General features: G+C 39.0%; 19 protein-coding genes and 2 tRNA genes. 11 read left to right on the forward strand and 10 right to left on the reverse strand.

Features of this window, described 5'->3' with window-relative positions; genetic code table 11:
* Positions 1 to 392 precede the first annotated feature (392 nt).
* The 3 genes from KO513_RS03770 to KO513_RS03780 all read right to left on the reverse strand — a co-directional run bounded on the left by KO513_RS03770 (position 393) and on the right by KO513_RS03780 (position 2,859).
* Positions 393 to 467 (reverse strand) — tRNA-Pro (locus tag KO513_RS03770).
* Positions 468 to 537: 70 nt separating this feature from the next.
* Positions 538 to 626, reverse strand: a tRNA-Ser gene (locus KO513_RS03775).
* A 184-nt stretch (positions 627 to 810) separates the two neighbouring features.
* Positions 811 to 2,859, reverse strand: a complete 2,049-nt coding sequence (locus KO513_RS03780; protein ID WP_215912362.1) for an HD family phosphohydrolase — start codon at positions 2,857 to 2,859, stop codon at positions 811 to 813.
* Between the two features lie 121 nt (positions 2,860 to 2,980).
* Here KO513_RS03780 and KO513_RS03785 point away from each other — a divergent pair, with 121 nt between their 5' ends.
* Positions 2,981 to 4,153 (forward strand): acetyl-CoA C-acyltransferase, encoded by a 1,173-nt coding sequence (locus tag KO513_RS03785; RefSeq protein WP_215912363.1) that lies wholly within the window; start codon positions 2,981 to 2,983, stop codon positions 4,151 to 4,153.
* A 25-nt stretch (positions 4,154 to 4,178) separates the two neighbouring features.
* On the forward strand, positions 4,179 to 4,931 hold the full coding sequence (locus tag KO513_RS03790) for a C40 family peptidase (protein ID WP_215912364.1): 753 nt from the start codon (positions 4,179 to 4,181) through the stop codon (positions 4,929 to 4,931).
* A 73-nt stretch (positions 4,932 to 5,004) separates the two neighbouring features.
* On the opposite strand, the gene KO513_RS03795 is transcribed toward KO513_RS03790, so the two are convergent.
* Both KO513_RS03795 and gyrA read right to left on the reverse strand, forming a co-directional pair.
* Positions 5,005 to 6,267: a tetratricopeptide repeat protein gene (locus KO513_RS03795; protein WP_215440821.1), complete on the reverse strand. Its 1,263-nt coding sequence runs from the start codon at positions 6,265 to 6,267 to the stop codon at positions 5,005 to 5,007.
* A gap of 44 nt (positions 6,268 to 6,311) precedes the next feature.
* Positions 6,312 to 8,852, reverse strand: coding sequence for a DNA gyrase subunit A (gene gyrA / locus KO513_RS03800; RefSeq protein ID WP_215912365.1), 2,541 nt, complete (start codon positions 8,850 to 8,852; stop codon positions 6,312 to 6,314).
* A 256-nt stretch (positions 8,853 to 9,108) separates the two neighbouring features.
* Between gyrA and KO513_RS03805 the strand changes: the two genes are divergently transcribed.
* Both KO513_RS03805 and KO513_RS03810 read left to right on the forward strand, forming a co-directional pair.
* Positions 9,109 to 11,655 (forward strand): ATP-dependent Clp protease ATP-binding subunit, encoded by a 2,547-nt coding sequence (locus tag KO513_RS03805; protein ID WP_215912366.1) that lies wholly within the window; start codon positions 9,109 to 9,111, stop codon positions 11,653 to 11,655.
* 202 nt (positions 11,656 to 11,857) lie between these two features.
* Positions 11,858 to 12,259: an STAS/SEC14 domain-containing protein gene (locus KO513_RS03810; protein WP_215912367.1), complete on the forward strand. Its 402-nt coding sequence runs from the start codon at positions 11,858 to 11,860 to the stop codon at positions 12,257 to 12,259.
* A 75-nt stretch (positions 12,260 to 12,334) separates the two neighbouring features.
* On the opposite strand, the gene KO513_RS03815 is transcribed toward KO513_RS03810, so the two are convergent.
* Complete coding sequence (locus KO513_RS03815; RefSeq protein WP_215912368.1) at positions 12,335 to 13,888, reverse strand: NAD(P)H-hydrate dehydratase; 1,554 nt, start codon at positions 13,886 to 13,888, stop codon at positions 12,335 to 12,337.
* A gap of 379 nt (positions 13,889 to 14,267) precedes the next feature.
* On the opposite strand from KO513_RS03815, the gene thrA reads away from it, so the two are divergent.
* Genes thrA through thrC form a run of 3 tightly spaced genes read left to right on the forward strand, consistent with a single transcriptional unit; the run spans position 14,268 to position 18,933 of the window.
* Entirely contained in the window at positions 14,268 to 16,712 is a 2,445-nt protein-coding gene (thrA, locus tag KO513_RS03820) for a bifunctional aspartate kinase/homoserine dehydrogenase I (protein WP_215912369.1), read from the forward strand.
* A gap of 2 nt (positions 16,713 to 16,714) precedes the next feature.
* The gene (locus tag KO513_RS03825; RefSeq protein WP_215440828.1) at positions 16,715 to 17,638 is read left to right on the forward strand and encodes a homoserine kinase; all 924 of its coding nucleotides are present in this window, start codon (positions 16,715 to 16,717) and stop codon (positions 17,636 to 17,638) included.
* Positions 17,638 to 18,933, forward strand: coding sequence for a threonine synthase (thrC, locus tag KO513_RS03830; protein ID WP_215912370.1), 1,296 nt, complete (start codon positions 17,638 to 17,640; stop codon positions 18,931 to 18,933). The genes KO513_RS03825 and thrC overlap by 1 nt, the downstream gene beginning before the upstream one ends.
* 44 nt (positions 18,934 to 18,977) lie before the next feature.
* Here the strand turns inward: thrC and KO513_RS03835 are convergent, their stop codons facing one another.
* Positions 18,978 to 20,591, reverse strand: a complete 1,614-nt coding sequence (locus tag KO513_RS03835; protein ID WP_252735675.1) for an aminopeptidase P family protein — start codon at positions 20,589 to 20,591, stop codon at positions 18,978 to 18,980.
* A 129-nt stretch (positions 20,592 to 20,720) separates the two neighbouring features.
* Here KO513_RS03835 and gcvT point away from each other — a divergent pair, with 129 nt between their 5' ends.
* From gcvT to KO513_RS03855, 4 genes are all read left to right on the forward strand, one after another.
* Entirely contained in the window at positions 20,721 to 21,806 is a 1,086-nt protein-coding gene (gene gcvT / locus KO513_RS03840) for a glycine cleavage system aminomethyltransferase GcvT (protein ID WP_215912371.1), read from the forward strand.
* A 9-nt stretch (positions 21,807 to 21,815) separates the two neighbouring features.
* Positions 21,816 to 22,664: a sugar nucleotide-binding protein gene (locus tag KO513_RS03845; protein ID WP_371735324.1), complete on the forward strand. Its 849-nt coding sequence runs from the start codon at positions 21,816 to 21,818 to the stop codon at positions 22,662 to 22,664.
* Between the two features lie 81 nt (positions 22,665 to 22,745).
* Positions 22,746 to 23,033, forward strand: coding sequence for a 4a-hydroxytetrahydrobiopterin dehydratase (locus tag KO513_RS03850; RefSeq protein ID WP_215440832.1), 288 nt, complete (start codon positions 22,746 to 22,748; stop codon positions 23,031 to 23,033).
* A 128-nt stretch (positions 23,034 to 23,161) separates the two neighbouring features.
* Positions 23,162 to 23,872: a YebC/PmpR family DNA-binding transcriptional regulator gene (locus tag KO513_RS03855; protein ID WP_215912372.1), complete on the forward strand. Its 711-nt coding sequence runs from the start codon at positions 23,162 to 23,164 to the stop codon at positions 23,870 to 23,872.
* Positions 23,873 to 23,941: 69 nt separating this feature from the next.
* Here KO513_RS03855 and KO513_RS03860 read toward each other — a convergent pair whose 3' ends face one another.
* The 3 genes from KO513_RS03860 to KO513_RS03870 all read right to left on the reverse strand — a co-directional run bounded on the left by KO513_RS03860 (position 23,942) and on the right by KO513_RS03870 (position 26,848).
* Positions 23,942 to 24,970, reverse strand: coding sequence for a hypothetical protein (locus KO513_RS03860; protein WP_215912373.1), 1,029 nt, complete (start codon positions 24,968 to 24,970; stop codon positions 23,942 to 23,944).
* 136 nt (positions 24,971 to 25,106) lie between these two features.
* Complete coding sequence (locus KO513_RS03865; protein WP_215912374.1) at positions 25,107 to 25,643, reverse strand: 1-acyl-sn-glycerol-3-phosphate acyltransferase; 537 nt, start codon at positions 25,641 to 25,643, stop codon at positions 25,107 to 25,109.
* A gap of 77 nt (positions 25,644 to 25,720) precedes the next feature.
* On the reverse strand, positions 25,721 to 26,848 hold the full coding sequence (locus KO513_RS03870; protein ID WP_215440849.1) for an iron-containing alcohol dehydrogenase family protein: 1,128 nt from the start codon (positions 26,846 to 26,848) through the stop codon (positions 25,721 to 25,723).
* Position 26,849 lies beyond the last annotated feature (1 nt).

Below are 26,849 nucleotides of genomic sequence, written 5' to 3' on the forward strand. Positions count from 1 at the left end.
TGTCAGTTTATGGTAAAATCAGGCTAGTATATTTACTTTTATTGCGTCATCCTGTTTTCTGGGAAAAGAGCTTTTTTAATAATATTGTACCATCTGTGAAATGAATCGCTTTCACTTTACCAGCTATTTGTTCAGCTTTTAATAAGCAATGGGTTTCTTAGTCTAGATACTATTGGAATTTAATCCTTATTTACAGATAAAATGCAAGTGTATACAAACTTGTCATGGCTATGGTTTTTCATTAAAAAAAGTTAAACGAAAGTCTAATTAATTTAAAAATTAAAAAGAAGTTGAAAACTATAAATTTAGTAACTGATTATTTGAGCCGCTATTCTATTAGAATTATTTTCTTTGAAAATAAAAAAACCAGTTCATTTCTGAACTGGTTTTTGTCGGGGTGGCAGGATTCGAACCTGCGACCTCCGCGTCCCAAACGCGGCGCGATAACCGGGCTACGCTACACCCCGAGTGGTTATCAATATTATTTCAATACTTGAGAAATTTTTCTGCCCTCGCAATTTGCTTTGACAGCTATTGCGGAGAGACAGGGATTCGAACCCTGGGTAAGTGTTTCCACCTACGACGATTTAGCAAACCGCTCCTTTCGGCCACTCAGGCACCTCTCCAGTAATCTCTTCAATGAACTTAATTTTAGTACGTCTCCGTGGCTAAAATTGCGGTTGCAAATGTATGTTTTTGTATTCAAGTTCGCAACTATTTTCTTTATTTTTTTCAATAAGTTTAAAACTATTTCTAGATGGCCTCTAAAATAATTTGAATCGCCTACTTTCTAATATTCATACCCCCTTATCATTCAGGATATTCCACTCGCAGATGGTAGATGTTTATCAATTTTTGCTTAAAAATCTTTTTTATCGCCTCAATCTCCTTAAAGGTAATATTAGCGTTCAAAAACTGTCCGGCACTCATTTGGCCCGCTACAATTTTGTCTACAAATTCTTCAATAATACCCGAAGTAGGATTCTTTAAACTCTTGGATGCGGCTTCAACCGAATCTGCCATCATAAGTATGGCCGTTTCTTTTGAAAAAGGTATGGGCCCTGGATATCTAAAATTAGCCTCATCCACATCTTCTTCCAACTCTTGTTGTTTTTTATAAAAATAATAAACCAAAGATGTACCGTGATGCGATCGTATAAAATCTATGACTCGATCCGGTATCTTGTTTTTTCTGGCCAGTTCAATTCCATCAATTACATGGTTGATTATTATTTTACCACTATCCTTTGGCGACAATTCATCATGAGGGTTTACATTGGTAATCTGGTTCTCCGTAAAATAAGTGGGGTGGTTCATTTTCCCAATATCATGATATAGCGCCCCTACTCTGACCAACATGGCATTTGCACCAATTTCGTTTGCCGCAGCTTCCGCTAGGTTCGCTACTTGTAATGAATGATGAAAAGTTCCCGGAGCTTTATTAGAAAGCTCCTTTAATAGCTTAGAATTGGTATCCGATAGTTCCAACAAAGACACATCGGAAACCAATCCAAAGACCTTTTCATATACATATATAAGTGGTTGCACAAAAAGGGTTATCATTCCGTTCAAAAAGAAAAGCCCCAACGTAAACCATTGAATATTGTCCAGATTTCCTTCATGTATGATATGAAAAGCCAAATAGCCCACAACATATATCAAAGTAATCTGGCCTACGGATATAAAAAGATTGGCTCTTTTATAAAGTTCGGATACCGTGAGTATAGTAACGATTCCCACAATTATCTGTAGAAAGATGTATTCAAAACTGTTGGGAACTACAAAGCCCAAAATAAGTACGGTCAACACATGAACAAAAAGACCTAACCTAGCATCAAAAAAGGTCTTAAGCACCAAGGGTAAAATGCAAATGGGCACTACAAAAACGAAGGCTTCATCATATTTAACTACCATAGTGGTAACAAACACCATGAACAGAATATTAAAGAAAATAAAGGTAACCTTAGTGCTATTCTCAAAATTCTCTCTCCTATACTTTTTTAGGAAGAGAAAAAGCATCATGAGCACTAGGGCAACCAAAACGGTATAACCGAACAATATAAAATAATAGTTGTTGGCCGTCCATAATTCTGACTCATATTCCGTTTTTAGAGAGTTCAGCACATTTAAATTTTCGGCCTCAACAACCTCTCCTTTGGCTATAATGAGTTTTCCCTCATCTACCGTTCCCCTGGTATGTGATATGCCTGATAACGCTTCATTCAGCGCTTTTTCAGAGAGATTTTTATCATACGTAATGTTTGGCCTCACAATATCCAAGAACAAGTCTTGATATTCTTGAGCATATATGTCTAAATCTTTCTTTTGAAGAATTTTTTTAAGTACAGTTCTCAAGTCCTTAATCTGAACAAAATTGCTGACCGCAACACGCTCCGCTTGGTTATCATTTACGAGATAGAACTGTTCTTTTACCCCTGGTTTACTGTTTTTTGCCAGAACTCCGTTTTTATACAACTGTTCTAGGATATCCTTCCCCGCTCCATCCAAAGCTTCCAAGGCACTTGGACTAAATCGTTCGCCAGTAAATACCGTAGAAAATTTTTGCTCGTATTCTTGGGCTACTTCTTGTTTAACAGAAGTATCTAGTTTAAAATAATCTATTTGATTGTTAAGAAGCTCGGTCTTTTCCTTAGAAATATCTTCATTACTTTTTTGTATGGAAAAGTCAAAAGGAGCATACAGATTCTCATACTGCCATGGTTTTCCTTTTTGAAACTCGTATTTAAATTTTCCCCCTTGGGGAAAGAATAAAACTATACAAACCACCGATACCAAGTATAGAAAATACTTATATAAAAGCGATTGGTTTTTAAAAAGTCTATCCAAAAAATTGCGCATGGGCCATGTATCTGAGTCAAAAATAGAAAATTATAAACTTCCGAGGGGCTTTTATCAAAACAACGAAATGTATTGCCTATTAATTTCTTAGTTTTGTGATACGAGAAATTCTTGTCTTAATATGAAAAAAGTAGTCATTGTATCTGCCACCAGAACTCCAATAGGTAGTTTTATGGGAGCGTTATCCTCAATTCCAGCTCCTAAACTTGGGGCTTCGGCCATAAAAGCGGCACTCGCTAAAATAAATCTTGAACCCAATCTAGTTGAAGAGGTTTTAATGGGTAACGTTGTTCAAGCAGGAACCGGACAAGCGCCTGCAAGACAGGCGGCAATTTTTGCAGGAATTCCTGATAATGTACCCTGTACTACCATAAATAAAGTCTGCGCTTCCGGTATGAAAGCCGTTATGCAGGCAGCTCAAGCTATTGCCCTAGGCGATATTTCAATTGCAGTGGCCGGAGGAATGGAAAATATGAGCCTTATTCCGCATTATGTTCATATGAGAAACGGACAAAAATTTGGCCCCACTACTTTGGAAGACGGAATGCAAAAAGACGGTCTGGTAGATGCTTACGACCAACAAGCTATGGGAGTTTGTGCCGATGCATGTGCAACAGAATACAAGTTTTCCCGAGAAGACCAAGATAATTTTGCCGTGCAGTCTTACAAAAGGTCCGCAGAAGCATGGAAAGACGGGAAATTCAACAATGAGGTAACGCCAATAGAAGTACCTCAGCGTCGTGGAGAGCCTGTAGTTGTTTCCGAAGACGAAGAATTCAAGAATGTGAGAATGGATAAAATTCCCGCACTGCGTCCAGCCTTTTCAAAAGACGGAACGGTTACCGCAGCAAATGCTTCTACTATTAATGATGGAGCTGCTGCACTGGTTTTAATGAGCGAAGAAAAAGCGAAAGAATTAAATTTAAAACCCTTGGCTACTATTAAAAGTTATGCCGATGCCGCTCAAGAACCAAAATGGTTCACTACCGCACCGGCCAAAGCACTTCCAAAAGCTATTGCCAAAGCTGGTATTTTAATAGATGACATAGACTTCTTTGAGTTTAACGAAGCGTTTTCCGTGGTAGGATTGGCTAATATGAAACTATTGGGGTTAACGGATAAAAATGTAAACGTAAATGGTGGTGCCGTATCCCTAGGACATCCATTAGGTTGTTCTGGGGCGCGTATTCTTATAACGCTGTTGAATGTCTTAGAGCAGAACAATGCAAAAATAGGGGCTGCCGCAATATGTAATGGCGGAGGTGGAGCTTCTGCAATAATTGTAGAACGATAAAGAACACCTTCATTCAACCAAACATATGCAATACGGAATTTGTCCCCTAAGTATAGTTTCCGTTCGTGTAAATGCCGATGAAACGTCAGAAATGGTTTCTCAATTGGTATACGGCGAACATTTTAAAGTCTTGGAGCGTAGAAAGGCTTGGAGCCGCATTCGCCTTGCTTTCGATAAATTTGAAGGATGGGTGAACAATCACCAAATGACCCTAATTTCCGAAGAGACATATAAGAGTATAGAGTCTTCTAAAAACGTAAGTTACACTTCAGACCTTATTTCTTTCGTAGAAACGGAAAACTCAGTTCTCTTACCCGTGATTCTAGGATCAACAACAAGTAATTGCTCTATACTTTCCCATACTTTTGACGGTAAATGCAACGGTAACAAAAAAGACAAAAGCCAAATCATACAGACGGCATTACTATACCTGAACGCTCCATACTTGTGGGGCGGAAAAACTCCTTTTGGTATTGACGCTGCAGGATTCACCCAAATGGTGTATAAAGTTAACGGGTACCGGCTACTTAGAAAAGCGGCCGATCAATCCGGCCAAGGTCATGCATTAAGTTTTATTGAGGAAACCGAAGCTGGGGATTTAGCTTTTTTTGACAACAATGAAGGTGAAATTTACCATGTTGGCATTATCATGGAAAATAACTACATCATTCACGTAGATGGAAAAGTACGGATAGATCGTATTGACCATACCGGAATATTCAATAATGAAACAGGTAGTTACACCCATAAACTTAGGGTAATTAAACAAATTGTTTAGACCCAAAAAAACGGCATAAAAAAAATCCCCTAGGAAAAATTCCAAGGGGATTTTTTGTGTTTATAAACAGGGATTACTCTCCTAAAAGCTTCTTAACTCTTGTAAAGTTCTCCGTGTCGCCCATTGCGCCATAGATGTTTTTCAACTGCGTTAAGATACCTTGGTTATCTGGGTTCAACTTTAAAGCATCCTCCAATACAGTAGCTCCTTGAGTGAAAAGGTTATCTTTCTTTTCTTTTAGCTCATCATAACGAGCAATATCTTTTTTAGAATTGCCCAACGAGTTCATCTCATCAATTAGACCGTTACCTTCGTTAACGTAAGTTGTAGAAAGGTTTAACTGAGCATTAGTGTAACCAGGGTTGATTTCCAAAGCTTTCTTGTAAGAAGCTCTCGCATCTTCCAAGTTACCCTGCTCCATGTTAATTACCCCAATGTTGTAATGTAAATCTGGATTATCAGGAGCTACAGAAGCTGCTTCCGCCATTAACTCTTTAAACTTTTCCTTATCACCCATCTTGTAATACAGGTTGGCTTCGTTCAAGATCAGGTTTACATCCTCTGGATCGTTAGCTCTTGCCGCTTTATAAGCTTCCAAAGCTTTATCATCTTGTCCTAATTGAGTATAGATTAAAGCCGTATTCTTAACGATTTCAGCTTTCTTAGACGGAGATCTCTCATCTTTAGGGTCTTTGTAAGTTCCAGACTTTACCATCAAATCTCTTTGAGTTTTGTCCATCTCCTCTTCTTGACCTGTCTCTACATTAGTAGCTTTATAGATAACACCACTACCGTCGTAACCTATTTCTTGAAGTTCGTTATAGTAAGACAACGCCTCTTCATAGTGACCACCGTTTACAGCGCTACTTGCCGCATAGTAAAGGTAAGATGTATCCTTTGGGCTAATCTTGTAGCTGGTATACAACTTCTCCGCAGCTTCTTTAAACTTCTTGTTACCGTTATCTTCTACAGCAGAGTTTACCAAATCAGCACTTAAGGCAGACATGTGTTGTTGAGTTTCATCGGAATATTTTTTCTTTCCGCTTTTTTCTTCTACTTCAATCACTTTTTGAAAAGCATCCGCTGCTTTTTTGAAAGCACTGGCATCACCTTTTTTCGCTAAATCTGCATAGGCTTTACCGCTTACGAAATAGTATTGCGCCTGTAATTTTGCATCAGCTCCTGAAATGGAACCCGAAACAGCTTCAAGTGCGCTACTTGCAGAAGCAGCATCACCAGCTTTCATAGCCTTTTCGGCTGCTTTTATTTCGTTCTTCTGTGCGAATCCTACCATGCAAAAACAAAGGCTCGCAACTATTAAAAATCTACGTTTCATTTTCAATTTAATTAAATATTAGTGTTATAATTATAGTTCAAAATTTATTCTTCTTCTGTTCCTTCGGTATTGTCAATATCAAGAGCCGTGCCATCTTCTTCTGCCTTAACATCTATATCCAATACATCTGCATCCGTAAGATCGTCTTCGTCCTTCATCACCTTAGCTACTGCCGCAATAGAATCGTTACCTTTTAGATTGATAAGACGAACCCCTTGTGTGGCTCTACCCATAACCCGAAGATCCTCTACACTCATTCTAATAGCGATACCTGATTTATTGATAATCATTAGGTCATCCGAATCCGAAACATTCTTAATGGCAACAAGACCTCCCGTTTTTTCAGTAATAGAAATGGTCTTAACTCCTTTACCTCCTCTATTGGTTATACGGTAATCATCTATATTGGAACGTTTACCATATCCATTTTCAGAAACTACAAGAAGGTTATCTTCCATATCATGAACGGAAACCATGCCAATTACCTCATCATTATCGTCCGCTAGGGTAATACCACGCACACCGGAAGCGTTCCTACCCATAGGGCGTGTCTTACTTTCCTCAAAACGTATAGCCTTACCAGACTTCAAACCTAAGAAAATTTGGCTAGTACCGGTAGTCAATTTTGCTTCTAGCAACTCATCGTCTTCACGAATACCAATAGCATTGATTCCATTTTGTCTTGGACGTGAGTATTGTTCTAAGCTAGTTTTCTTAACCACACCTTTTTTGGTGGCCATAATTACGTAGTGGCTGTTTACGTACTCTTCATCCTTAAGATCTTGGGTACAGATAAACGCTTTAACGTTATCATCCTGCTCAATATTAATCAGGTTTTGGATAGCCCTACCTTTTGATGTTCTACTACCCTCCGGTATTTCATAAACCCGCATCCAGAAACACTTACCTTTCTGAGTGAAGAATAGCATGTACTGGTGGTTGGTTCCTACAAAAAGATACTCCAAGAAATCTTCATTTCTAGTAGATGATGCTTTTTGACCAACACCTCCCCTGTTCTGTGTCTTGTACTCAGAAACCGGGGTTCTTTTGATATATCCAGCGTGCGAAATAGTAATTACTACTTGCTCATCCGGTATCATATCCTCAATACTTAAATCTCCACCGGCCAAGTTAATTTCGGAACGACGTTCATCTCCGTACTTCTCTTTTACCTCTAACAGCTCTTCCTTAATGATTTCCATTCTACGCTCTTTTCTAGCAAGAATATCTTTAAGATCGGCAATAGTTACAAGAATCTCATCATACTCGGCACGTAGCTTATCCTGCTCCAGACCTGTTAGTTGACGAAGTCTCATTTCCACAATGGCTTTTGCTTGAATCTCCGTTAATTTAAAACGTTCCATCAAGTTCCCCCTTGCCTCATCTGCATTAGAAGATGCCCTAATAATTGCAATTACTTCATCTATATTATCAGATGCAATAATCAGCCCTTCCAAAATATGGGCACGAGCTTCCGCTTTCTTAAGTTCAAACTCCGTACGCCTTACCACTACTTCGTGGCGATGCTCCACAAAATAATGAATCATTTCCTTTATGTTTAATAACTGCGGACGGCCGTTTACCAACGCAATGTTATTGACACTAAAAGAATTTTGTAGTGCAGTATACTTATATAAGGTATTAAGAACAATGTTAGGAATGGCATCTCGTTTTAAGATATAAACGATACGCATTCCATTTCTATCGGACTCGTCCCTAATACTAGAGATGCCTTCTATTTTCTTTTCGTTAACAAGATCGGCTGTTTTCTTGATCATGTCCGCCTTGTTCACCTGATACGGAATCTCTGTAACCACAATGCATTCCCTACCCTGTACCTCTTCTACAACAGCCTTTGCTCTTATCTTTACCCTACCTCTACCAGTATGGAAAGCCTCTTTAACTCCATCGTATCCATATATAATACCTCCTGTTGGAAAATCAGGGGCTTTGATATGGGTCATGATCTCATCGATCTCAATATCATTATTCTCAATATAGGCTACGGTTCCGTTTACAACCTCTGTTAAGTTGTGGGGAGGCATATTTGTTGCCATACCAACCGCAATACCAGAAGCTCCGTTTACCAATAAGTTAGGTACACGGGTAGGAAGAACGGTAGGTTCTTTTAAAGAATCATCAAAGTTTAATTGATGATCTACGGTTTCCTTATCTATATCCGCCAACATGTCATCGGCAATCTTTCTCATTCTTGCCTCGGTATAACGCATTGCCGCAGGACTATCGCCATCTACGGACCCAAAGTTACCTTGACCATCTACTAACATGTAGCGCAAGCTCCACTCTTGTGCCATACGCACCATAGAGTCATATACGGATGTATCACCATGCGGGTGGTACTTACCTAGAACCTCACCCACGATACGCGCAGATTTTTTATGGGAACTAGTGGATCGCACCCCAAGTTCGTACATCCCGTAAAGCACCCTTCTGTGAACTGGTTTTAAACCATCCCTGACATCAGGTAAAGCACGTGACACAATGACTGACATCGAATAGTCGATGTAAGCAGATTTCATTTCCTCTTCGATGTTAATCGGGATCAATTTTTCTCCTTCTGCCATTTTTAAATCCTAGAATTATTTTAGTTAAAAAACATGCCAATATACACAAAATGATAGCCTTTAAAGCACATACGCCCTTCTTTATTAAACAATTTATCAACACTTTTTCAATACCAAAAAGCCACCCTTCTTACCCCAAGCACCTTTTAGGGGCATTCCTTTTTCAATATTTCAAGCTACTTTCTCTAATATTAGGTACACTATTTGCGTTAGATTGGTATAGTTTTACTAATTTTATAGATGAAAGGATAAATTTATGGATGATAATTTTTCACCGAGAGTAAAAGACGTAATTGCTTATAGTAAAGAAGAGGCGCTGCGGTTAGGCCATGATTTCATTGGTACCGAGCATCTAATGTTGGGGCTTTTACGAGATGGCAACGGCAAAGCAATTAGTATTCTTGACGCTATGGAGGTCGATTTAGATCATCTTAGGCGTAAGGTAGAAATTCTTAGCCCTTCCAACCCAAACCCGAACACTTTACAAAAAGATAAAAAGAACCTGCATTTGACGAGACAGGCAGAGCGCGCCCTTAAAACTACGTTTTTAGAGGCTAAGCTTTTCCAAAGTTCCTCGATCAATACTGCACATTTACTATTATGTATTTTGAGAAACGAAAATGACCCTACCACGAAACTACTTCACAAACTAAAAGTTGATTACGATGGCGTTAAGGAACAGTTTAAATTTATGATTACAAGCGATGATGATATTGTAGACTCTCCAACTTCCGAATCATTTCCTAGTGATAATGATGACAGTGAAGGAAATGAAGGAAGTTTTGGCACTACTGCCGGACAAAAAGGCAATAAGAAGTCTAAAACTCCTGTATTGGACAACTTTGGTCGTGACCTTACCCTTATGGCAGAGGAAAACAGACTGGATCCTGTAGTTGGACGAGAAAAAGAAATTGAAAGAGTTTCGCAAATTCTAAGCAGAAGAAAGAAAAACAACCCTTTATTAATAGGTGAGCCCGGTGTTGGTAAAAGTGCCATTGCCGAAGGTCTGGCTTTGCGCATCATAAACAAGAAAGTTTCACGTATTCTTTACAATAAAAGAGTAGTAACGCTAGACTTGGCCTCTTTGGTTGCCGGTACAAAATACCGTGGGCAGTTTGAGGAACGCATGAAAGCCGTTATGAACGAACTTGAAAAGAATGATGATGTTATTCTTTTTATTGATGAAATCCACACCATTGTTGGCGCTGGTGGCGCTACGGGTAGTTTGGATGCTTCCAACATGTTCAAACCTGCTTTGGCAAGAGGCGAAATACAATGTATTGGTGCTACTACGCTAGACGAATACCGTCAGTACATAGAAAAAGATGGTGCTCTAGAAAGACGTTTCCAAAAAGTAATCGTAGAACCTACTACTGTTGAAGAGACTATTGAAATTCTTCATAATATAAAAGGTAAATACGAAGATCACCACAACGTAAACTATACGGACGAGGCTATTGTTGCCTGTGTAAAGTTAACCAACCGTTATATGACGGATCGTTTTTTACCGGACAAGGCCATTGATGCCCTAGATGAGGCCGGTTCGCGTGTTCATATTGTGAATATGGATGTTCCTAAGCAGATTCTAGAACTGGAAAAACAGCTAGAAGACGTTCGCGTACTTAAAAATAGTGTTGTAAAGAAACAAAAATACGAGGAAGCCGCTAAGTTACGTGATGACGAGAAGCGACTTGAGAAAGACTTAGCCACTGCGCAAGAAAAATGGGAAGAAGACAGTAAGCTCCATAAAGAAACGGTTAACGAAGACAATGTAGCGGATGTAGTTTCTATGATGAGCGGTATACCCGTAAACAGAATAGCGCAAACGGAAAGCAATAAATTAGCTGAATTGCCCAACCTCATAAAATCCAATGTAATTGGTCAAGATGATGCGGTTGCAAAGGTTGCCAAAGCCATACAAAGAAACCGTGCCGGACTAAAAGACCCTAACAAGCCTATTGGTTCGTTCATTTTCTTAGGTCAGACCGGGGTAGGTAAAACGCAATTGGCTAAAGTATTGGCTAAAGAACTTTTTGATTCGGAAGACGCTTTAATCCGTATTGACATGAGCGAGTACATGGAAAAATTCGCCATATCTAGATTAGTAGGTGCACCTCCGGGATATGTGGGTTATGAAGAAGGTGGCCAGCTGACGGAGAAAGTACGACGCAAACCTTATTCTGTGATTTTATTGGATGAAGTTGAAAAAGCACATCCAGATGTATTTAACATGCTCTTGCAAGTTTTAGATGATGGATTCCTTACGGATAGTTTAGGACGAAAAATAGATTTCAGAAACTCTATAATCATCATGACCTCCAATATTGGAGCCCGTAAATTGAAAGATTTCGGTCAAGGCATCGGTTTTGGAACATCTGCCATGAAGTCCCAAGAAGAGAGTCACCAAAAGAGTGTTATCGAAGGTGCGCTTAAAAAAGCGTTTGCTCCTGAATTCTTAAACAGAATTGATGATGTTATTGTCTTTAATGCTTTGGAAAGAGCAGACATTCACAAAATCATAGATATTGAGCTTCGCAAACTATTCGCAAGAATTAAGGATATTGGATATGATTTAAATCTTACCGATAAAGCCAAAGATTATATCGCAGATAAAGGTTTTGATAAGCAATATGGAGCTAGACCTTTAAAAAGAGCCATCCAGAAGTATATTGAAGATGCTCTAGCCGAAGAAATAGTGAACTCTAAACTTGATGAAGGAGATACTATTTTGATGGATTTGGACGAGAAGAAGGAAGAGCTTACCATAGAAATCAAAAAAGCAGAAAAATCTTCTAATACATAAACTTAACGTAGGAAATGTGAGCAAAGGGAGTCAAATAAATTGACTCCCTTTTTTCTTATGATAAAATTTTGAAGTAAGAAACACAACACATTTATTTTCCAGCAATAGCACTATAAACGATATTTACGCTTTTAGTCTATTATTTTTCGCAAAAGATTACGATACATATACATTCGTCACAGGACATTATAATATATTTAAAATGAAAGTGAGACGACCAAAAAAGACTGTTATAGTCAGGGAGTATCAATTAGATGTTGGAAAAATACAGGTTTACGAAAACTATATGGTTTCGCTGTTCGATGAAGGAGCAACACTTACATTGGAAAGAGTATACCAAATCATAGGAATTTCAGAAATACATTTTAGGGACAAAAATTTTGGTTACATAAGTCTAAGAAAAAATTCTTATGCCGTAGACCCTACCATATACACCTATTTGAGACAGTTAGACAACCTTAAGGCAATGGCTATTGTTTCCGTAAAGGAAATAGATATGCACAACTTTAAAATTGAAAAACTCTTCTACAAAAAACCAATGAAATTTTTTATTGAGTTTGATAATGCGGTAGCTTGGGTAAAAAGACGGGTTAAGACCAAATAATATTGTTTTATTCCATAAAAAAAGCCTCAAGATTCTAGAATCTTGAGGCTTTTTTTATGTCTTTCAGTCAGTTTATTATTCTGCTGACGCCTCTCCACCGCTCTGCTCAGGCCCATTTTCCGGTTGAGCAAACAAATCTATAAAGGCCAAACCAATTGCGTCAACAACATGAGATGCCGTAAGTGCTTGATATCCGGTTTTTTCCACAGCTATATCTCCTGCTCTTCCGTGTAAATAAACCCCAAATACGACCGCGTTAAGTGGGTTGTAACCCTGAGCTATCAGACCCGTTATCACCCCTGTTAAAACATCTCCTGTACCACCTGTCCCCATTCCCGGATTACCCGTTGTGTTTACATATCCCTTATCATCATAGATAGTAATCGTATGAGAACCCTTAATCACCAATACACAATCATATTTCTTTGAAAATTCTTTGGCTTTTTTCAGCTTGTCAAAATCATCTTTCCAGCTTCCAATTAATCGCTCCAACTCCTTTGGGTGCGGTGTTAACACGGTCTGAGCAGGAATTTTACCCAGCAATGCCTTGTTTTCTGAAAGAATATTAAGCGCATCAGCATCTATAACCAGAGGCTTTTTGTTCGCCCTCAAAAACTCATCCAATGCTTTTACGGTACTCGCATCCTTTCCTAATCCAACACCAACACCTACTACCGTGGGGTCAATATCAAATTCAATTTTTGAGATATGATTTTCATCGTTGTCGGTTAAAACCATGGCCTCTGGAAAATTGGTTTGCAACGGAATATATCCGCATTTGGGCACAAAAGCCGTAACCAAACCGCTACCCGCATACAAACAGGCCTTTGAAGCCAAGTGAACCGCTCCTATTTTTCCATAGCTACCGCCCACAATCAATCCATGCCCGTGGGTACCCTTGTGCGAGAACTTCTCTCTGGGAATGTAAACAGGAAGCATTTCATTTTTTCCTATCAGCTCATATTCCGTTTCCGTATTCACCAGAAATTCGGAGTCAAGACCAATATCTAAAACTTCCCATTGTTCCGTAAAAATGCCAGTTTCGGGCAAGAAAAAAACCAATTTAGGCACTTGAAAGCTCAAGGTATGGTTCGCTTTTACAACTGCTTTTTCGTCCTCTGGTACTCTATCTGTAAATAAACCGGAAGGAATATCCACAGAAAGCACAAAGGCTTTAGATTTTTCAATATGTTCAAACAAATTCACCACCCAAGAATCGGGAGCACGGTTAAGTCCAATGCCAAAAATAGCATCAACAATAATATCATCACGACCAATTTCTGGAAGCACTGAGCTATCATCCAAAAATTCCGGCCATATTTTTCGGTCTTTTAATCGGTCTAAATTCACCAAAAAATCATCTGACCGCTTCTTGCTATAGTTTACAACATAGACTCCAATATTATAACCATGTTCTTGTAAATGCCGCGCCAACGCAATACCGTCTCCCCCATTATTACCTATTCCGCAGAACAAGTGAATTTTAACCGGTGCCCCTTGAATCCTAAGGTGCAACCAATTAAAAAGTTGAACGGCAACCCCTTCCATTAATTGGTCACTAGAAATATTGTTCTTTTTAATTGTAGCCTTATCAGCTTCATAAATTTGCTTTGACGAGAAGATTTTCATGTATAAAATTGTAGAATTATCTGGTTCTTAAGTATGTAACTAGTTCTATATAGTTAGCCGTTTTGCCGAAATATTAGACTTTAGCCATTAATTTTTTGCGAAAATCTCACAAAAATCTGAATAATGTAAGTAATTAACATTATCGCTCAATAACTAACAACAAAAATTTGATTAAGAATCCAAAAGTACTACTTTTGATGCTTTCATTTTTACAATGTACCAGCATATCGCAAACATATCAACTGAATTTTTCTTCACGACCAATGGTTCAATCAACACATTTGGCACCACCACCCCTTTGGGGTAGACAAAAACATATCAGTTCGTTTTCGCGTTATTTCGCATCCAATCTATTTTTTAAGAGTAAATTTCATCTAACATGAAAGTTTTAAAATTCGGCGGCACTTCTGTTGCCAACGCCTCTAACATATCATTAGTAAAAAATATTGTTGCTAACACAGAAGCCAAAAAAACCATTGTGGTAGTTTCGGCCTTTGGCGGTGTTACAGACTTATTATTGAATGCAGCGCACTTAGCCTCATCCCAGAGCCAAGGGTACAAATCTATCTTGAAAGAAATAGAAGATAGACACTTAGATACGGTAAAAGCTCTCATTCACGTAAGTGCACAAAGTAAGGTGCTAAGTAAGGTGAAGAGCGAATTGAACACTTTGGAGACCTTACTAGAAGGCGCCTCCTTAATTGGCGAGACCACTCCAAGACTTTCGGATAAAATTGTTAGCTATGGCGAACTTTTATCATCTTATATCATTAGCGAATACTTTTCACAGGAAAAGTTAAATGCTGGTTATGTAGATAGTAGGGAACTCATAAAGACCAATAATATTAATGGTAAGGCTGCAGTAAATTTTGACCTGACCAATGCTAATTGTGAGCAGTTCTTTAATGTGGACGAGCATCAAATCATTGTCATGGGAGGTTTTATTGCTTCCTCCGAAAATGGAAACTCCACTACTTTAGGACGTGGAGGATCGGATTATACCGCCGCTATTGTAGCTGCAGCAGTGAATGCGGAATTCCTTGAAATTTGGACGGACGTTAGCGGCATGTATACTGCTAATCCAAAACTGGTGAAACAAGCAAAGGCCATCCCGCACATATCATACGAAGAAGCCATGGAGCTATCGCACTTTGGTGCTAAAGTTTTATATCCCCCAACTATTCAACCTGTATTGGCCAAGGGCATTTCTATCGTAATCAAAAACACTTTTGAACCTGAAAACGCAGGTACCCTTATTACCAAGAACAAGAATAAACAAGGGAAGACCGTACGTGGTATCAGTCACGTTGAGAATATTGCCCTTTTATCTTTGGAAGGCCCAGGAATGGTAGGGATACCAGGAACTTCAAAACGTTTTTTTGAGGTGCTTTCCCAATCAGAGATAAGTGTTGTTCTAATTACTCAAGCTTCGTCCGAACATTCAATTTGTGTTGGTATTTCCGCGGATGATATCGATAAGGCGACAGAAGTCGTAAACACTGCTTTTGAATATGAAATTGAGAGAGGCAAAATTAAACCTGTCATTGCGGAAAAGGACTTGGCCATCATAGCACTAGTTGGTGACAACATGAAAAGCCATCAAGGTTTAAGCGGTAAAATGTTTAGCACATTAGGTAAGAACAATGTTAATCTAAGGGTTATTGCGCAAGGGGCTTCAGAGCGAAATATATCTGCGGTCATCAAAAAAGAAGATGTTAAAAAGGCCCTGAATGCGCTTCATGAAGAATTCTTTGAAGAGAATATAAAACAATTGAACCTGTTTGTAATGGGTGTTGGTAACGTTGGCTCCAAATTTTTGAACCAAGTGCATCAACAAAAGAAATTTTTGAAGGAAAACCTAAAATTGAACATACGTGTAATAGGTATGTCTAATTCCCGTACTATGGTTTTCAATGAAACCGGAATTCCCCTTAAAAACTGGGAATCAGAATTAGCTGCTGGTGAAAAAGCGGATAAAGTTAAGTTCATGCAAAAAGTGAACGAACTTAATTACCGTAATAGCATTTTTGTAGATAATACGGCCAGTGAAGAGGTTTCAAAAACATATAACACCTATTTGGGTAACAGCATTTCTGTTGTTACTTGCAACAAAATTGCTTGCTCGTCAGCTTTTGAAAATTACCAAGAATTAAAATCATTGGCTAGAACTTACAATGCTCCGTTTTTGTTTGAAACAAACGTAGGCGCAGGTCTTCCAATCATTGACACCTTGAAGCATTTAATTGCTTCAGGTGATAAAATCCTCAAAATTCAGGCGGTACTTTCTGGAAGCTTAAACTTTGTCTTTAATAATTTTAATGACAAGACTACTTTTCACGATATCGTAAAACAGGCCCAGCAAGAAGGGTATACAGAGCCTGACCCAAAGATTGATTTGAGCGGTGTAGATGTAATGCGAAAAATATTGATTTTAGCTCGTGAAAGCGGAAATCAGCTAGAAATTACCGATATCGAAAACAAATCTTTCTTACCACAAGAAAGTTTGGATACCGATAATAACGAAGACTTTTTTGCTACCCTGATAAAGCATGAAGAAGATTTTCAGGCCATGTACAAAGAAGCTAACGACGCTAATAGCAAACTAAAATACGTTGCACAGTTTGAAGATGGAAAGGCAAGCGTAGGTTTACAAGCCATACCAAAAGGACATGATTTCTATAACTTAGAAGGAAGTGACAATATCGTTTTATTTTACACGGAACGTTACCCAAATCAGCCTATGATTATTAAGGGGGCAGGTGCAGGTGCCGATGTTACCGCTTCCGGTATTTTTGCCGATATCATCAGAATTGGAAATTTCTAATTATGGAGGAAATCAAAGTATTTTGCCCGGCCACAATTGCCAACATCTCATGTGGATTTGACGTATTAGGCGTTGCCCTTGATAATGTAGGCGACATTATGGTAGTTAGGAAAACCCAAGAAAAAGGCATTCGCATCACCAAACTGGAAGGTCAGGATTTACCTATGGAAACCGAGCAAAATGTTGCCGGTGTAGCGGGTTTGGCGCTTGTGGAAAAAAGTGATTATACAGGTGGGTTTGAAATAGAAATCTATAAAAAAATTAAAGCCGGTAGTGGTATTGGAAGTAGTGCGGCAAGTTCTACCGGTGCCGTTTGGGCCATGAACGAGCTTTTGAACAGACCGTTCACGACAGCTGAACTGGTTACATTTGCAATGGAAGGCGAAAGGTTGGCAAGCGGTGTAGCCCATGCGGACAATGTAGCCCCTGCCCTATTTGGCGGGTTTACTTTAGTACGCAGTTATGCTCCATTGGATATTGTCCCCATTCATACGCCACCCGAATTGTACGCTACGGTAATACATCCACAGATAGAAGTTAAGACATCTGATTCCAGGAAGATTCTTAAGACCAATATTACGTTGGCCGATGGCATCAAACAATGGGGTAACGTAGGTGGTCTTATAGCCGGTCTATATACCGAAAATTACGACCTTATTGGACGTTCTTTGGAAGACCATATCGTAGAACCTATACGCTCCATTCTTATACCTGGTTTTGACCAGGTTAAAACCGAAGCTTTAAAAGCAGGTGCTCTAGGTTGCGGTATCTCAGGTTCAGGGCCCTCAATTTTTGCATTCAGCAAAGGCATAGACACCGCTCAAAAGGTAGGTGAAGCAATCAAAGAAGTATACAAGAACATTGGTATTGACTATGACGTTCATGTATCTAAAATTAATAGTGAAGGAATTAAGATTTTACAGTAATGAATTTTTATAGTCTAAATAAAAAAGCACCCGACGTTTCATTTAAAGATGCCGTAATTAAAGGAATTGCTCCTGACAAAGGCCTTTATTTTCCAGAACGTATAGAACCGCTTCCAAAGCGATTTTTTGAACATATTGAAGACCTTACGGATCACGAAATCGCGTTCAACGCCATTCACCAATTTGTATCCAAGGAAATCCCTAACGATAGACTTAGAGAAATTATAGCCAAGGTGCTAGATTTTGACTTTCCAGTGGTAGAAATTGAAGATAACGTAGCTACGTTAGAGCTTTTTCACGGCCCCACCATGGCGTTCAAAGATGTAGGCGCCCGTTTTATGGCCAACTGTCTCGGTTATTTTTCCGAAGGCGAAAAACAAGATGTGACCGTTTTGGTAGCGACTTCCGGCGATACTGGCGGTGCCGTAGCCAATGGTTTTTTAGGCGTAGAAGGTGTTCGTGTGGTAATTTTATATCCGGACGGAAAAGTGAGCGATATTCAAGAGCGCCAATTGACCACTTTAGGTAAAAATATAACAGCCCTTAAAGTTGACGGTACTTTTGATGATTGTCAAAAAATGGTAAAAACCGCATTTCTAGACGAAGCCCTTCTAGAAAGAATGCAATTGACCTCTGCCAACTCTATTAATGTGGCACGGTGGTTGCCCCAATTGTTCTATTTTCTATTTGCCTACAAACAGGCAAAATCCCAAGGAAAAGAAATTGTATTTTCCATTCCTAGCGGAAATTTTGGAAATGTATGCGCCGGAATGGTAGCCCAACGTTTGGGTATGCCCGTAATGCACTTCATTGCCTCTACGAATGTTAACGATACCGTTCCCCAGTTTATGCAAACGGAAGAATACAAACCTAAACCGTCTACAGCTACTATCTCAAATGCTATGGATGTGGGTGACCCGAGTAATTTTATCCGTATTAGACATTTGTATCAAGACAATTTTGATACGCTAAAAGAGAACCTCAGCTCCTATTCTTTTACAGATACAGAAACAAGGGAGACCATGAAGAAGATATACGGTGAGAGCGGATATATTGCAGACCCACACGGTGCCGTTGGTTATTTAGGATTGAAAAAATATCAGGAATCACACCCAAATACGTATGGTATCTTCTTAGAAACCGCACATCCGGTTAAATTCTTGGATGTAGTAGAAGACACCATTGGAAAGTCCGTTGAAATTCCAGAGCAAATCCAAAAGGTAATGGATAAAGAAAAGAAGGCTATTTCAATTAAGGAATACGACGAGCTAAAGCAATATCTACTGAATAGATAGCAAACAAAAAGCCCCTAAAGAAAATTCTTTAGGGGCTTTTTTTACTAGTTTAAAGTAGGAAGTTCAAATTTGTCCAGCGGACTTGGCTGTTTCATTACTTTCTCTATTTCTTCAGCTTTTCTAGGAGCCATAGCCGATAGATTAACCGGGCCATCTTTTGTAATTAGGATATCATCTTCAATTCGTACCGCAATACCCCACCATTTTTCATCACACGCGCTACCTTCCGGAATATAAATACCGGGCTCCACGGTTATAATCGTGTTTTCTTGAAAGGGCCTATAAGTGCCGGCATCATGCACATCTAAACCCAAATAGTGAGAAGTGCCGTGAGGAAAGTAAATACGGGCGTCTTTCTCTTTTGTAATAATGCCCAGTTTCATCAATCCCTCTGTAACCACTTTACTCGCTGCCTGACCCGGTGCCTGAAACGGAGCCCCCACTACGCTTGCCTTAATACCTGCCTCCTGCGCGTCATAAACAATATCGTAAACTTCTTTTTGTTCTTTTGTAAACTTTCCATTTGCAGGTATAGTCCTAGTAACATCTGCAGTATACCCGTGATATTCCGCTCCCAAATCCATCAATACCAAATCATCACCTACCTTAGGTTTATTGTTTTCAATATAATGCAAAATACAACCGTTGTTACCCCCTCCTACAATGGAAGGATAGCCTTCATACTCGGCTCCATATTTCTTATAAACATACTCGTGCACCCCCTGAATCTCCGTTTCAGACATGTTGGGATGCATGGCTTTCATAACCTCAACTTGACCCACCGCAGAAATCTCAACAGCCTTTTTCAAAAGCACCATCTCTTCTGGAAGCTTAGTCTCACGAAGGCTCGCCATAATTTCACTTAACATAGAGGAATTTAAGTTGTTCGCCGCTAATTTTAAGGACACTTTTTCCTTTATTTCGCTCCGTAACTTATCATCCTCAGCATTTACAAATCCATTTATGAGTTCATCTTCTTTCAAGCTTTCATCCCTGTTCAAATAACGTCCTAAAATCTGAGCAACATTAGCACTGTTCTCAACATCCGTAGAGGTAATCATAGAGTAGAATCTATCTTTTGAACTATCATAATCCGCAGGGTAATTGGCCTTTACCTTAAACGCCTGAATCAAATCGAACAAATCTGCTTCGTCCCTAGAATCGCGATAGTCATTTTCAAAATCAAAGAACAGTACTTTATCAAAATCCTTAAAATTAATTTCTGCCGCTTTAAAAGCACTTCCGTTAAAAGCAGTTTTAAAACCCAGTCTACCTTTCGCTCCTTCAACCCCTAAACGTTTTCCGTTCCATTGCTCGGCCCGTGGGTCCTTTTCTTGTACATATAATATTTCATTATCACTGGCCCCCGAAATTTGTTGGTCTTCCGAAAAAAGAACCAGAACGGCATTAGGCTCATTGTATCCCGTTAAGTAATAAAAATTAGGGTCCTGATGATAAACATAATCCACATCATTTGCCCTATTTCGTACGGCATTGGCAAAAAATACGGCAACACTATTAGCCGGCATCATTGCGCGAACGGCGTCTCTCCTACCTTTATGAAAATCCGCAGGAAGAAAATCTGCAGGCCCTTCTTGTGCTATGTTGGCCAAAGGAACCAACAATAACGCCACCATTACATAAAGTAGTCTCACCATCCTATTTGTTTTTAGAAAATTATTTTTTGTGTTCGGGTAATTTACAAAGATTATGCAAAACATAACAAACTGCGGTTATACTATAGTTAAATATTTCAATAGCTTTGTGAACCTAAATACAGAAGTACAATGAAAAATACTGCATTAACCAAGACCCATGAAGCATTGGGAGCCAAAATGGTGCCCTTTGCCGGGTATAATATGCCTGTTTCTTACGAAGGCGTAAATGTAGAACATGAGACCGTTCGTAAAGGTGTAGGCGTTTTTGACGTCTCCCATATGGGTGAATTCCTTATTGAAGGCCCAAAAGCACTTGAATTAATTCAAAAAGTAACTTCTAACGATGCCTCAAAACTCACTATTGGAAAAGCACAATACAGCTGCCTGCCCAACGAAACAGGTGGCATTGTAGATGACTTGATCGTATATCGCATTAAAGAAGAAACCTACCTCTTGGTAGTAAACGCTTCCAATATTGATAAAGATTGGGCCCATATTTCTAAATACAATGAAGAAATAGGTGCTACAATGCGTAATATTTCCGATGGGTTTTCTCTTCTTGCCATCCAAGGGCCTAAAGCTGTTGAAGCCATGCAGTCTTTAACTTCTGTAGATTTGGCCAGTATAAAATTCTATAATTTTGTAGTTGCCGATTTTGCAGGAATTGAACACGTTATTATCTCTGCAACAGGTTATACTGGTTCTGGCGGATTTGAAATTTACTGTAAGAACAGTGAAGTTCAGCAAGTTTGGGACAAAGTTTTTGAGGCCGGTGCCGCCCATGGCATTAAACCTATAGGACTTGCCGCTCGTGACACTTTACGCTTAGAAATGGGGTATTGCCTTTACGGAAACGACATTGACGATAGTACTTCTCCTTTTGAAGCAGGCCTTGGGTGGATTACTAAATTCACTAAAGATTTTGTAAATAGTGATTCTTTAGCAAAAATAAAAGCACACGCTCCTGAACGTAAACTCATTGGTTTTGAACTAGACGAAAGAGGTATACCAAGGCAGGGGTATGACATTGTAGACGGACAAGGAAATAAAATTGGCGTAGTTACCTCCGGTACCATGTCACCCTCACTGGGCAAAGGCATAGGGCTTGGTTACGTACCTACCGTGTTTACAGAAACAGGCAGCAAAATACATATTCAAATTAGAAAAAACGCAGTATCGGCTACTGTTGTAAAACCACCTTTTTACAAGGGGTAAACAACATATATGAGTAAGAGAAGGGGAAAGATGGACGACGGAAGTAAAAAGATTCTCATTTTGGGCGCCAGTGGTTTTTTAGGTAATGCCATATACAAGGAACTGTGCAATTATTTTGATACGTACGGTACCTACAACTCGGCCAGGCGTTCGTTTGAAGACAACCAACAGTTCTTCAAATATGATATGGAAGAGGATGACGTACATGAAATCTTAAACAAAATACGTCCTCAAATAATTATTTCTGCCGTTCGGGGTAATTTTGCCGCTCAAATCATGGCACATCAACATCTGGTTGAATATTTGAACGAGAATGAATGCCGTCTCTATTTCCTGTCTTCGGCCAATGTTTTTGATGCGTACCGGAAATACCCTTCCTACGAACATGACAAGACGTTATCCGAAAGTGTATACGGACGGTTAAAAATTAAAATTGAAAACATGCTTCTTAGGCTGCCCCAGAAAAAAATGGGCATCCTTAGGGTACCTATGGTTTTTGGTAATAGTTCTCCAAGAATAAAGGATATTAAAAAATATATTTGGGACAATGCTCCCGTGGAAGTTTTCCCTAATTTGGTTTTAAACGTAACCAACGATGATAAGCTTACACAGCAAATACACTATCTTATAAACAGGGATAAAACCGGAATCTTTCACTTGGGAAGTAACGACCTTGTTCACCATGAAGATTTTATAAAGGAAGTGATTGAACGCATTGGAGAATTCACCCCTATTTACAAAAGGGTGTTTACCACCAATGAAGAGCGTTATCTTGCCGTATTGCCAAAGGATAACAAGTTGCCCAAAAATTTACAGTACGGATATCAAGATATAATTGACCATCATGTAATGCGCTAATTTAAAATTATGCTCTTTTTTACATTGAATTGCTTACTTTCAAAGTCCCTACTCACACGAACAAAAATTAACTAGAATACTATGAAAAAATTAACGGAACAAGAAATTGAAAGCCAACTTGCCAAACTTAGCGGTTGGGAATATGTTGATGGCGCAATAGAAACTTCATTTGAGTTCAAGGATTTTAAAGACGCCTTCTCGGTTATGACCCGTATTGCATTTGAGTGCGAAGCACAGGGCCACCATCCGGATTGGAGTAATGTATACAATTCTTTGAACATTAGACTCAATACACATGACGCAGAAGGCGTGACGGAAAAGGATTTTAAATTGGCACACAGCATTGAAGAGATTATAGAAAGCGAATAAAAAATGTGAAGATTTCACGTAAACCTGAGTCAAAATGCATCCTTATTGAATTGGTGACGCTCAGTTACTTGCAACCCTTACCATTTTTATTAAATTTGCTACGTTCAACAAATATTTAGTTACAGATTATGGGAAGAGCTTTTGAATTTAGAAAAGCACGTAAAATGAAGCGATGGTCCGCAATGTCCAAAGCCTTTACACGTATAGGCAAAGATATTGTAATGGCGGTCAAAGAAGGTGGGCCAGACCCAGACTCCAACGCAAAATTAAGGGCGGTTATACAGAATGCCAAGTCTGTAAACATGCCTAAAGACAACGTAGAACGTGCTATTAAAAGAGCAAGTGACAAAAGTCTTGGTGATTATAAAGTTGTTTTATTTGAAGGCTACGCCCCTCACGGAATTGCAATCTTGGTAGAAACGGCAACGGACAATAACACAAGAACCGTAGCAAATGTTCGCAGTTATTTCAACAAATGTGATGGTAGCTTGGGAACTTCGGGTTCTGTAGAATTTATGTTTGACCATACCTGCAACTTTAGAATTCCTGCAGAAGGAATTGACCCGGAAGAACTGGAATTAGAACTTATTGATTTTGGTGCCGAAGAAGTTTTTGTTGATGAAGACGGAATCCTTATCTACGCTCCTTTTGAGAGCTTTGGTGCTATTCAAAAAGAATTGGAAAACCGGAAAATAGAGATTCTTTCTTCTGGATTTGAGCGTATTCCGCAAGTAACCAAACAACTTACGGATGAACAAGCGGCAGATGTAGAAAAGCTTTTGGAGAAAATTGAAGAAGATGATGATGTACAGAACGTATATCACACCATGCAAGAATAATTTATTCCAGCATCCATAAAACAAAAAAGCGACCTTTTCAGGTCGCTTTTTTTATGCTCTACAATCTGTTTACTTGTTAGAATAAAAGTAAAGTGATGAAGCCGAAGCCAAACTGTTATTAACTGAAGGAGCTATATCTCCACCAGCATCTGTATTTGAAAAAGCTAAAACTCGGCCTCCTCCATTAGCTGCTTCTGCTATAAATACCATTTTTGAATCTGCATCATATTCGGCGGAAACTGGATTACCTAAAAAGGTACTGGCTCCAGATACTCTAATTTGGTTATTGGCCACTGCCATAACCTCTCCGTTTGCGACCGCACCAAATTTAGAATCAAAATCAGAGATGATATGAAAAGCCCCATCGGAATCGGACGCGGCATCACCCACATCTGTCAGAATCATTGTTCCATTATCATAAGCCAAACCATGGGTACGGACAATTCCTTCTATTGCAATCCGTTTTGACGCACTCACTGTTGCATTTGTAGTATTCGTTGCTGTAAATTCTGTAAAAACAGCCAATTCATTGGTTTTATCTACTACGGCATATAAATCATCTTCTACCATTTCAATTCCCCAAAGTGCAAAATCTGTAGTTACTATATTTCGTAACGTAATTTCCCCATTACTTCTGGTGTATATAAACAACCTTCCATCGGGTGTGTCCGCATTTCCATCTACATCGGCATTATCGGCAACTACAATAAAATCATCGTTTACAGCAATATCCCTTGGGCTTTCTAAATCCGCAGAACTAGAAACTGATGCCGTAAGTGCTGCATCTACCAAAAAAGTAGAAATATTCGCAAATGCATTCAATTGGCCCGATGACCTGGATGCCTGGATAATTTCATCTGTATCATGATCATAATAAATACCTTCTGCGGCGGTAGAAGTTGTGGTCAATGTTTTGACTTCTCCCTTTGTCATATCATAAACCGTAACATTTCCATTGCTATTGTTAGAAGCAAATAACTGTACTTGCTCCTCTTGTTGTTGCATCTCTACCGTATCGTCATCATCTTTATCACATGAGACCATTAAGAAAGAACCTAAAGCGATTGCTAAACTGAGTTGTATTACATTTTTGTTCATCTATTCGTGTTTTATTTATCTATACCTACGAAGAACGAACTAGATGGTTTTAAAAAAAAATGTTAAAAATATGGAAACCTAAGCAACTAAAAGATTTACAGTTGGTTGGCTCCTAAAAAGAATAGTTTGTAAAAAGTCATGATCTACGTTCCCTACCTACAACCCCCTTAAAAAAGCTTTCGTAAACTTTAAAATCCGCTTCTTTATCATCGGTAGTAAGCATGGGCTCCGAAATTTTGACCTGTTTTTTTCCAAAATCAAAAGCTATCAAAACAATAGGCACTTGAGCTCCTTTGGCTATATAGTAAAACCCTGTTTTCCATTTGTCTACTTTCTTGCGCGTACCCTCGGGTGCAATGGTCAACCTAAACTTTTCCCGTTTTTGGAATACCTTTACCGTAGCGGAAACCATATCATTGTTCTTACTGCGATCTATGGGCTCTCCTCCCAACCGTCTAAAGATATATCCAAAGGGAAATGTAAACAGGCTTTTTTTACCCACAAAATTGATTTGCTCATTCCAAACTTTTCTGATGAGCAGGCCCAGAAAAAAATCCATATAACTGGTATGTGGCACCACTGCAATTACAAACTTGTTCAGATGACCGGGAAATTGACCTACCATTTTCCAGCCCATTACCTTGAAGTAAATAAATTGAGCTAGTTTTTGCATGAGTATATGTAGAGTTTCAACAAAGAAAAATTAGCGTTCCCAGCTAGGGAAACGATTGTGTTACACATCTAATAAGGCTATATTTTTCTGTAGATGGATTCCAATTTCTCAGGAGTAATGGTGTCTCGCCAATTCTCTCCAAGTGCATTTTCCCATAGGGGAACCATGTTCATTGCAACAGAAATCATGGTATCAAATTCTTTTTCACTTAAATTAGAGCAAATACCTGTAGGTAGAACAATACCATGTTTTTCTTTCATTTTATTAAAAAGCGCCACACCTTCTGGATAGAATTCTTCCAAATGCTGAAAAACGAGACAATTTCCAATACCATGTTTAACACCTAACAAATATCCCAGGCCATAACTCATGGCATGCGCTACGCCCACTTGAGAATATGCGATGCTCATGCCTCCATGCCAAGAAGCCATCATTAACTTATCCCGTGAATCCTCTTCAGATAAATCATCTAAATAAACTTCTTTACACAACTCCAAAGCCTTTTCTCCGTAACTCTGGCTAAAGGCGTTCAAATACGTACCTGTAAGCGATTCTATGCAATGGATGTAGCAATCCATACCGGTGTAAAACCATTGTTCTTTTGAAACCCCTTGGGTTAAATCCGGATCTAGCAGCACTTGACCAAAAGTGGTATGATCAGAGTTGATTCCCAGTTTTTTCTCAGGCCCAAGCAAAACTGTGGTTCTAGAAACCTCGGCACCTGTGCCACTAATTGTAGGAATACCAACATGAAAAATAGATGGTTTCTGAACTAAATCCCACCCTTGATATTTTGATGAACTGCCCTCGTTTGTCAATAAAATAGCCACTGCTTTGGCCAAATCCAACAAAGTGCCCCCTCCAATACCAACGATACCGCTTGGCAAGTCTTTATATTCTTTCTTTATTTTGTGAACCAAAGCATCAACTTGCACTGTCTTAGGCTCCTCTTCCGCAGAGATAAATATAATCTGATCGTTGAAAATTAATGGGATTCTTTGAGCCAGCTCGGTTCCCTCAAAAACATCATCTACCAAGAAAATAAAAGGAGCTTCGGAATGTTTTCTTTTGGGTAGTAAAATATCTCCCAATTGATTAAAACTTCCTTTGCCAAAAACAACTCTAGGCACCATGGGAAAATTCTTGAATTCCGGCTTTTTACCTACAGTTTTATGTTTTACCTGCACTTCTTTCTTTACCTCCATA

Origin of the sequence: Zobellia sp. B3R18 (assembly GCF_018860715.1) — a bacterium.
Taxonomy (GTDB): Bacteria; Bacteroidota; Bacteroidia; order Flavobacteriales; family Flavobacteriaceae; genus Zobellia; species Zobellia russellii.

Bases quoted from the DNA above. Each gene is read 5' to 3' on its own strand.
- KO513_RS03780 (WP_215912362.1), bottom strand. From the start codon at position 2,859: ATGCGCAATTTTTTGGATAGACTTTTTAAAAACCAATCGCTTTTATAT.
- KO513_RS03785 (WP_215912363.1), top strand. From the start codon at position 2,981: ATGAAAAAAGTAGTCATTGTATCTGCCACCAGAACTCCAATAGGTAGT.
- KO513_RS03790 (WP_215912364.1), top strand. From the start codon at position 4,179: ATGCAATACGGAATTTGTCCCCTAAGTATAGTTTCCGTTCGTGTAAAT.
- KO513_RS03795 (WP_215440821.1), bottom strand. From the start codon at position 6,267: ATGAAACGTAGATTTTTAATAGTTGCGAGCCTTTGTTTTTGCATGGTA.
- gyrA (WP_215912365.1), bottom strand. From the start codon at position 8,852: ATGGCAGAAGGAGAAAAATTGATCCCGATTAACATCGAAGAGGAAATG.
- KO513_RS03805 (WP_215912366.1), top strand. From the start codon at position 9,109: ATGGATGATAATTTTTCACCGAGAGTAAAAGACGTAATTGCTTATAGT.
- KO513_RS03810 (WP_215912367.1), top strand. From the start codon at position 11,858: ATGAAAGTGAGACGACCAAAAAAGACTGTTATAGTCAGGGAGTATCAA.
- KO513_RS03815 (WP_215912368.1), bottom strand. From the start codon at position 13,888: ATGAAAATCTTCTCGTCAAAGCAAATTTATGAAGCTGATAAGGCTACA.
- thrA (WP_215912369.1), top strand. From the start codon at position 14,268: ATGAAAGTTTTAAAATTCGGCGGCACTTCTGTTGCCAACGCCTCTAAC.
- KO513_RS03825 (WP_215440828.1), top strand. From the start codon at position 16,715: ATGGAGGAAATCAAAGTATTTTGCCCGGCCACAATTGCCAACATCTCA.
- thrC (WP_215912370.1), top strand. From the start codon at position 17,638: ATGAATTTTTATAGTCTAAATAAAAAAGCACCCGACGTTTCATTTAAA.
- KO513_RS03835 (WP_252735675.1), bottom strand. From the start codon at position 20,591: ATGGTGAGACTACTTTATGTAATGGTGGCGTTATTGTTGGTTCCTTTG.
- gcvT (WP_215912371.1), top strand. From the start codon at position 20,721: ATGAAAAATACTGCATTAACCAAGACCCATGAAGCATTGGGAGCCAAA.
- KO513_RS03845 (WP_371735324.1), top strand. From the start codon at position 21,816: ATGAGTAAGAGAAGGGGAAAGATGGACGACGGAAGTAAAAAGATTCTC.
- KO513_RS03850 (WP_215440832.1), top strand. From the start codon at position 22,746: ATGAAAAAATTAACGGAACAAGAAATTGAAAGCCAACTTGCCAAACTT.
- KO513_RS03855 (WP_215912372.1), top strand. From the start codon at position 23,162: ATGGGAAGAGCTTTTGAATTTAGAAAAGCACGTAAAATGAAGCGATGG.
- KO513_RS03860 (WP_215912373.1), bottom strand. From the start codon at position 24,970: ATGAACAAAAATGTAATACAACTCAGTTTAGCAATCGCTTTAGGTTCT.
- KO513_RS03865 (WP_215912374.1), bottom strand. From the start codon at position 25,643: ATGCAAAAACTAGCTCAATTTATTTACTTCAAGGTAATGGGCTGGAAA.
- KO513_RS03870 (WP_215440849.1), bottom strand. From the start codon at position 26,848: ATGGAGGTAAAGAAAGAAGTGCAGGTAAAACATAAAACTGTAGGTAAA.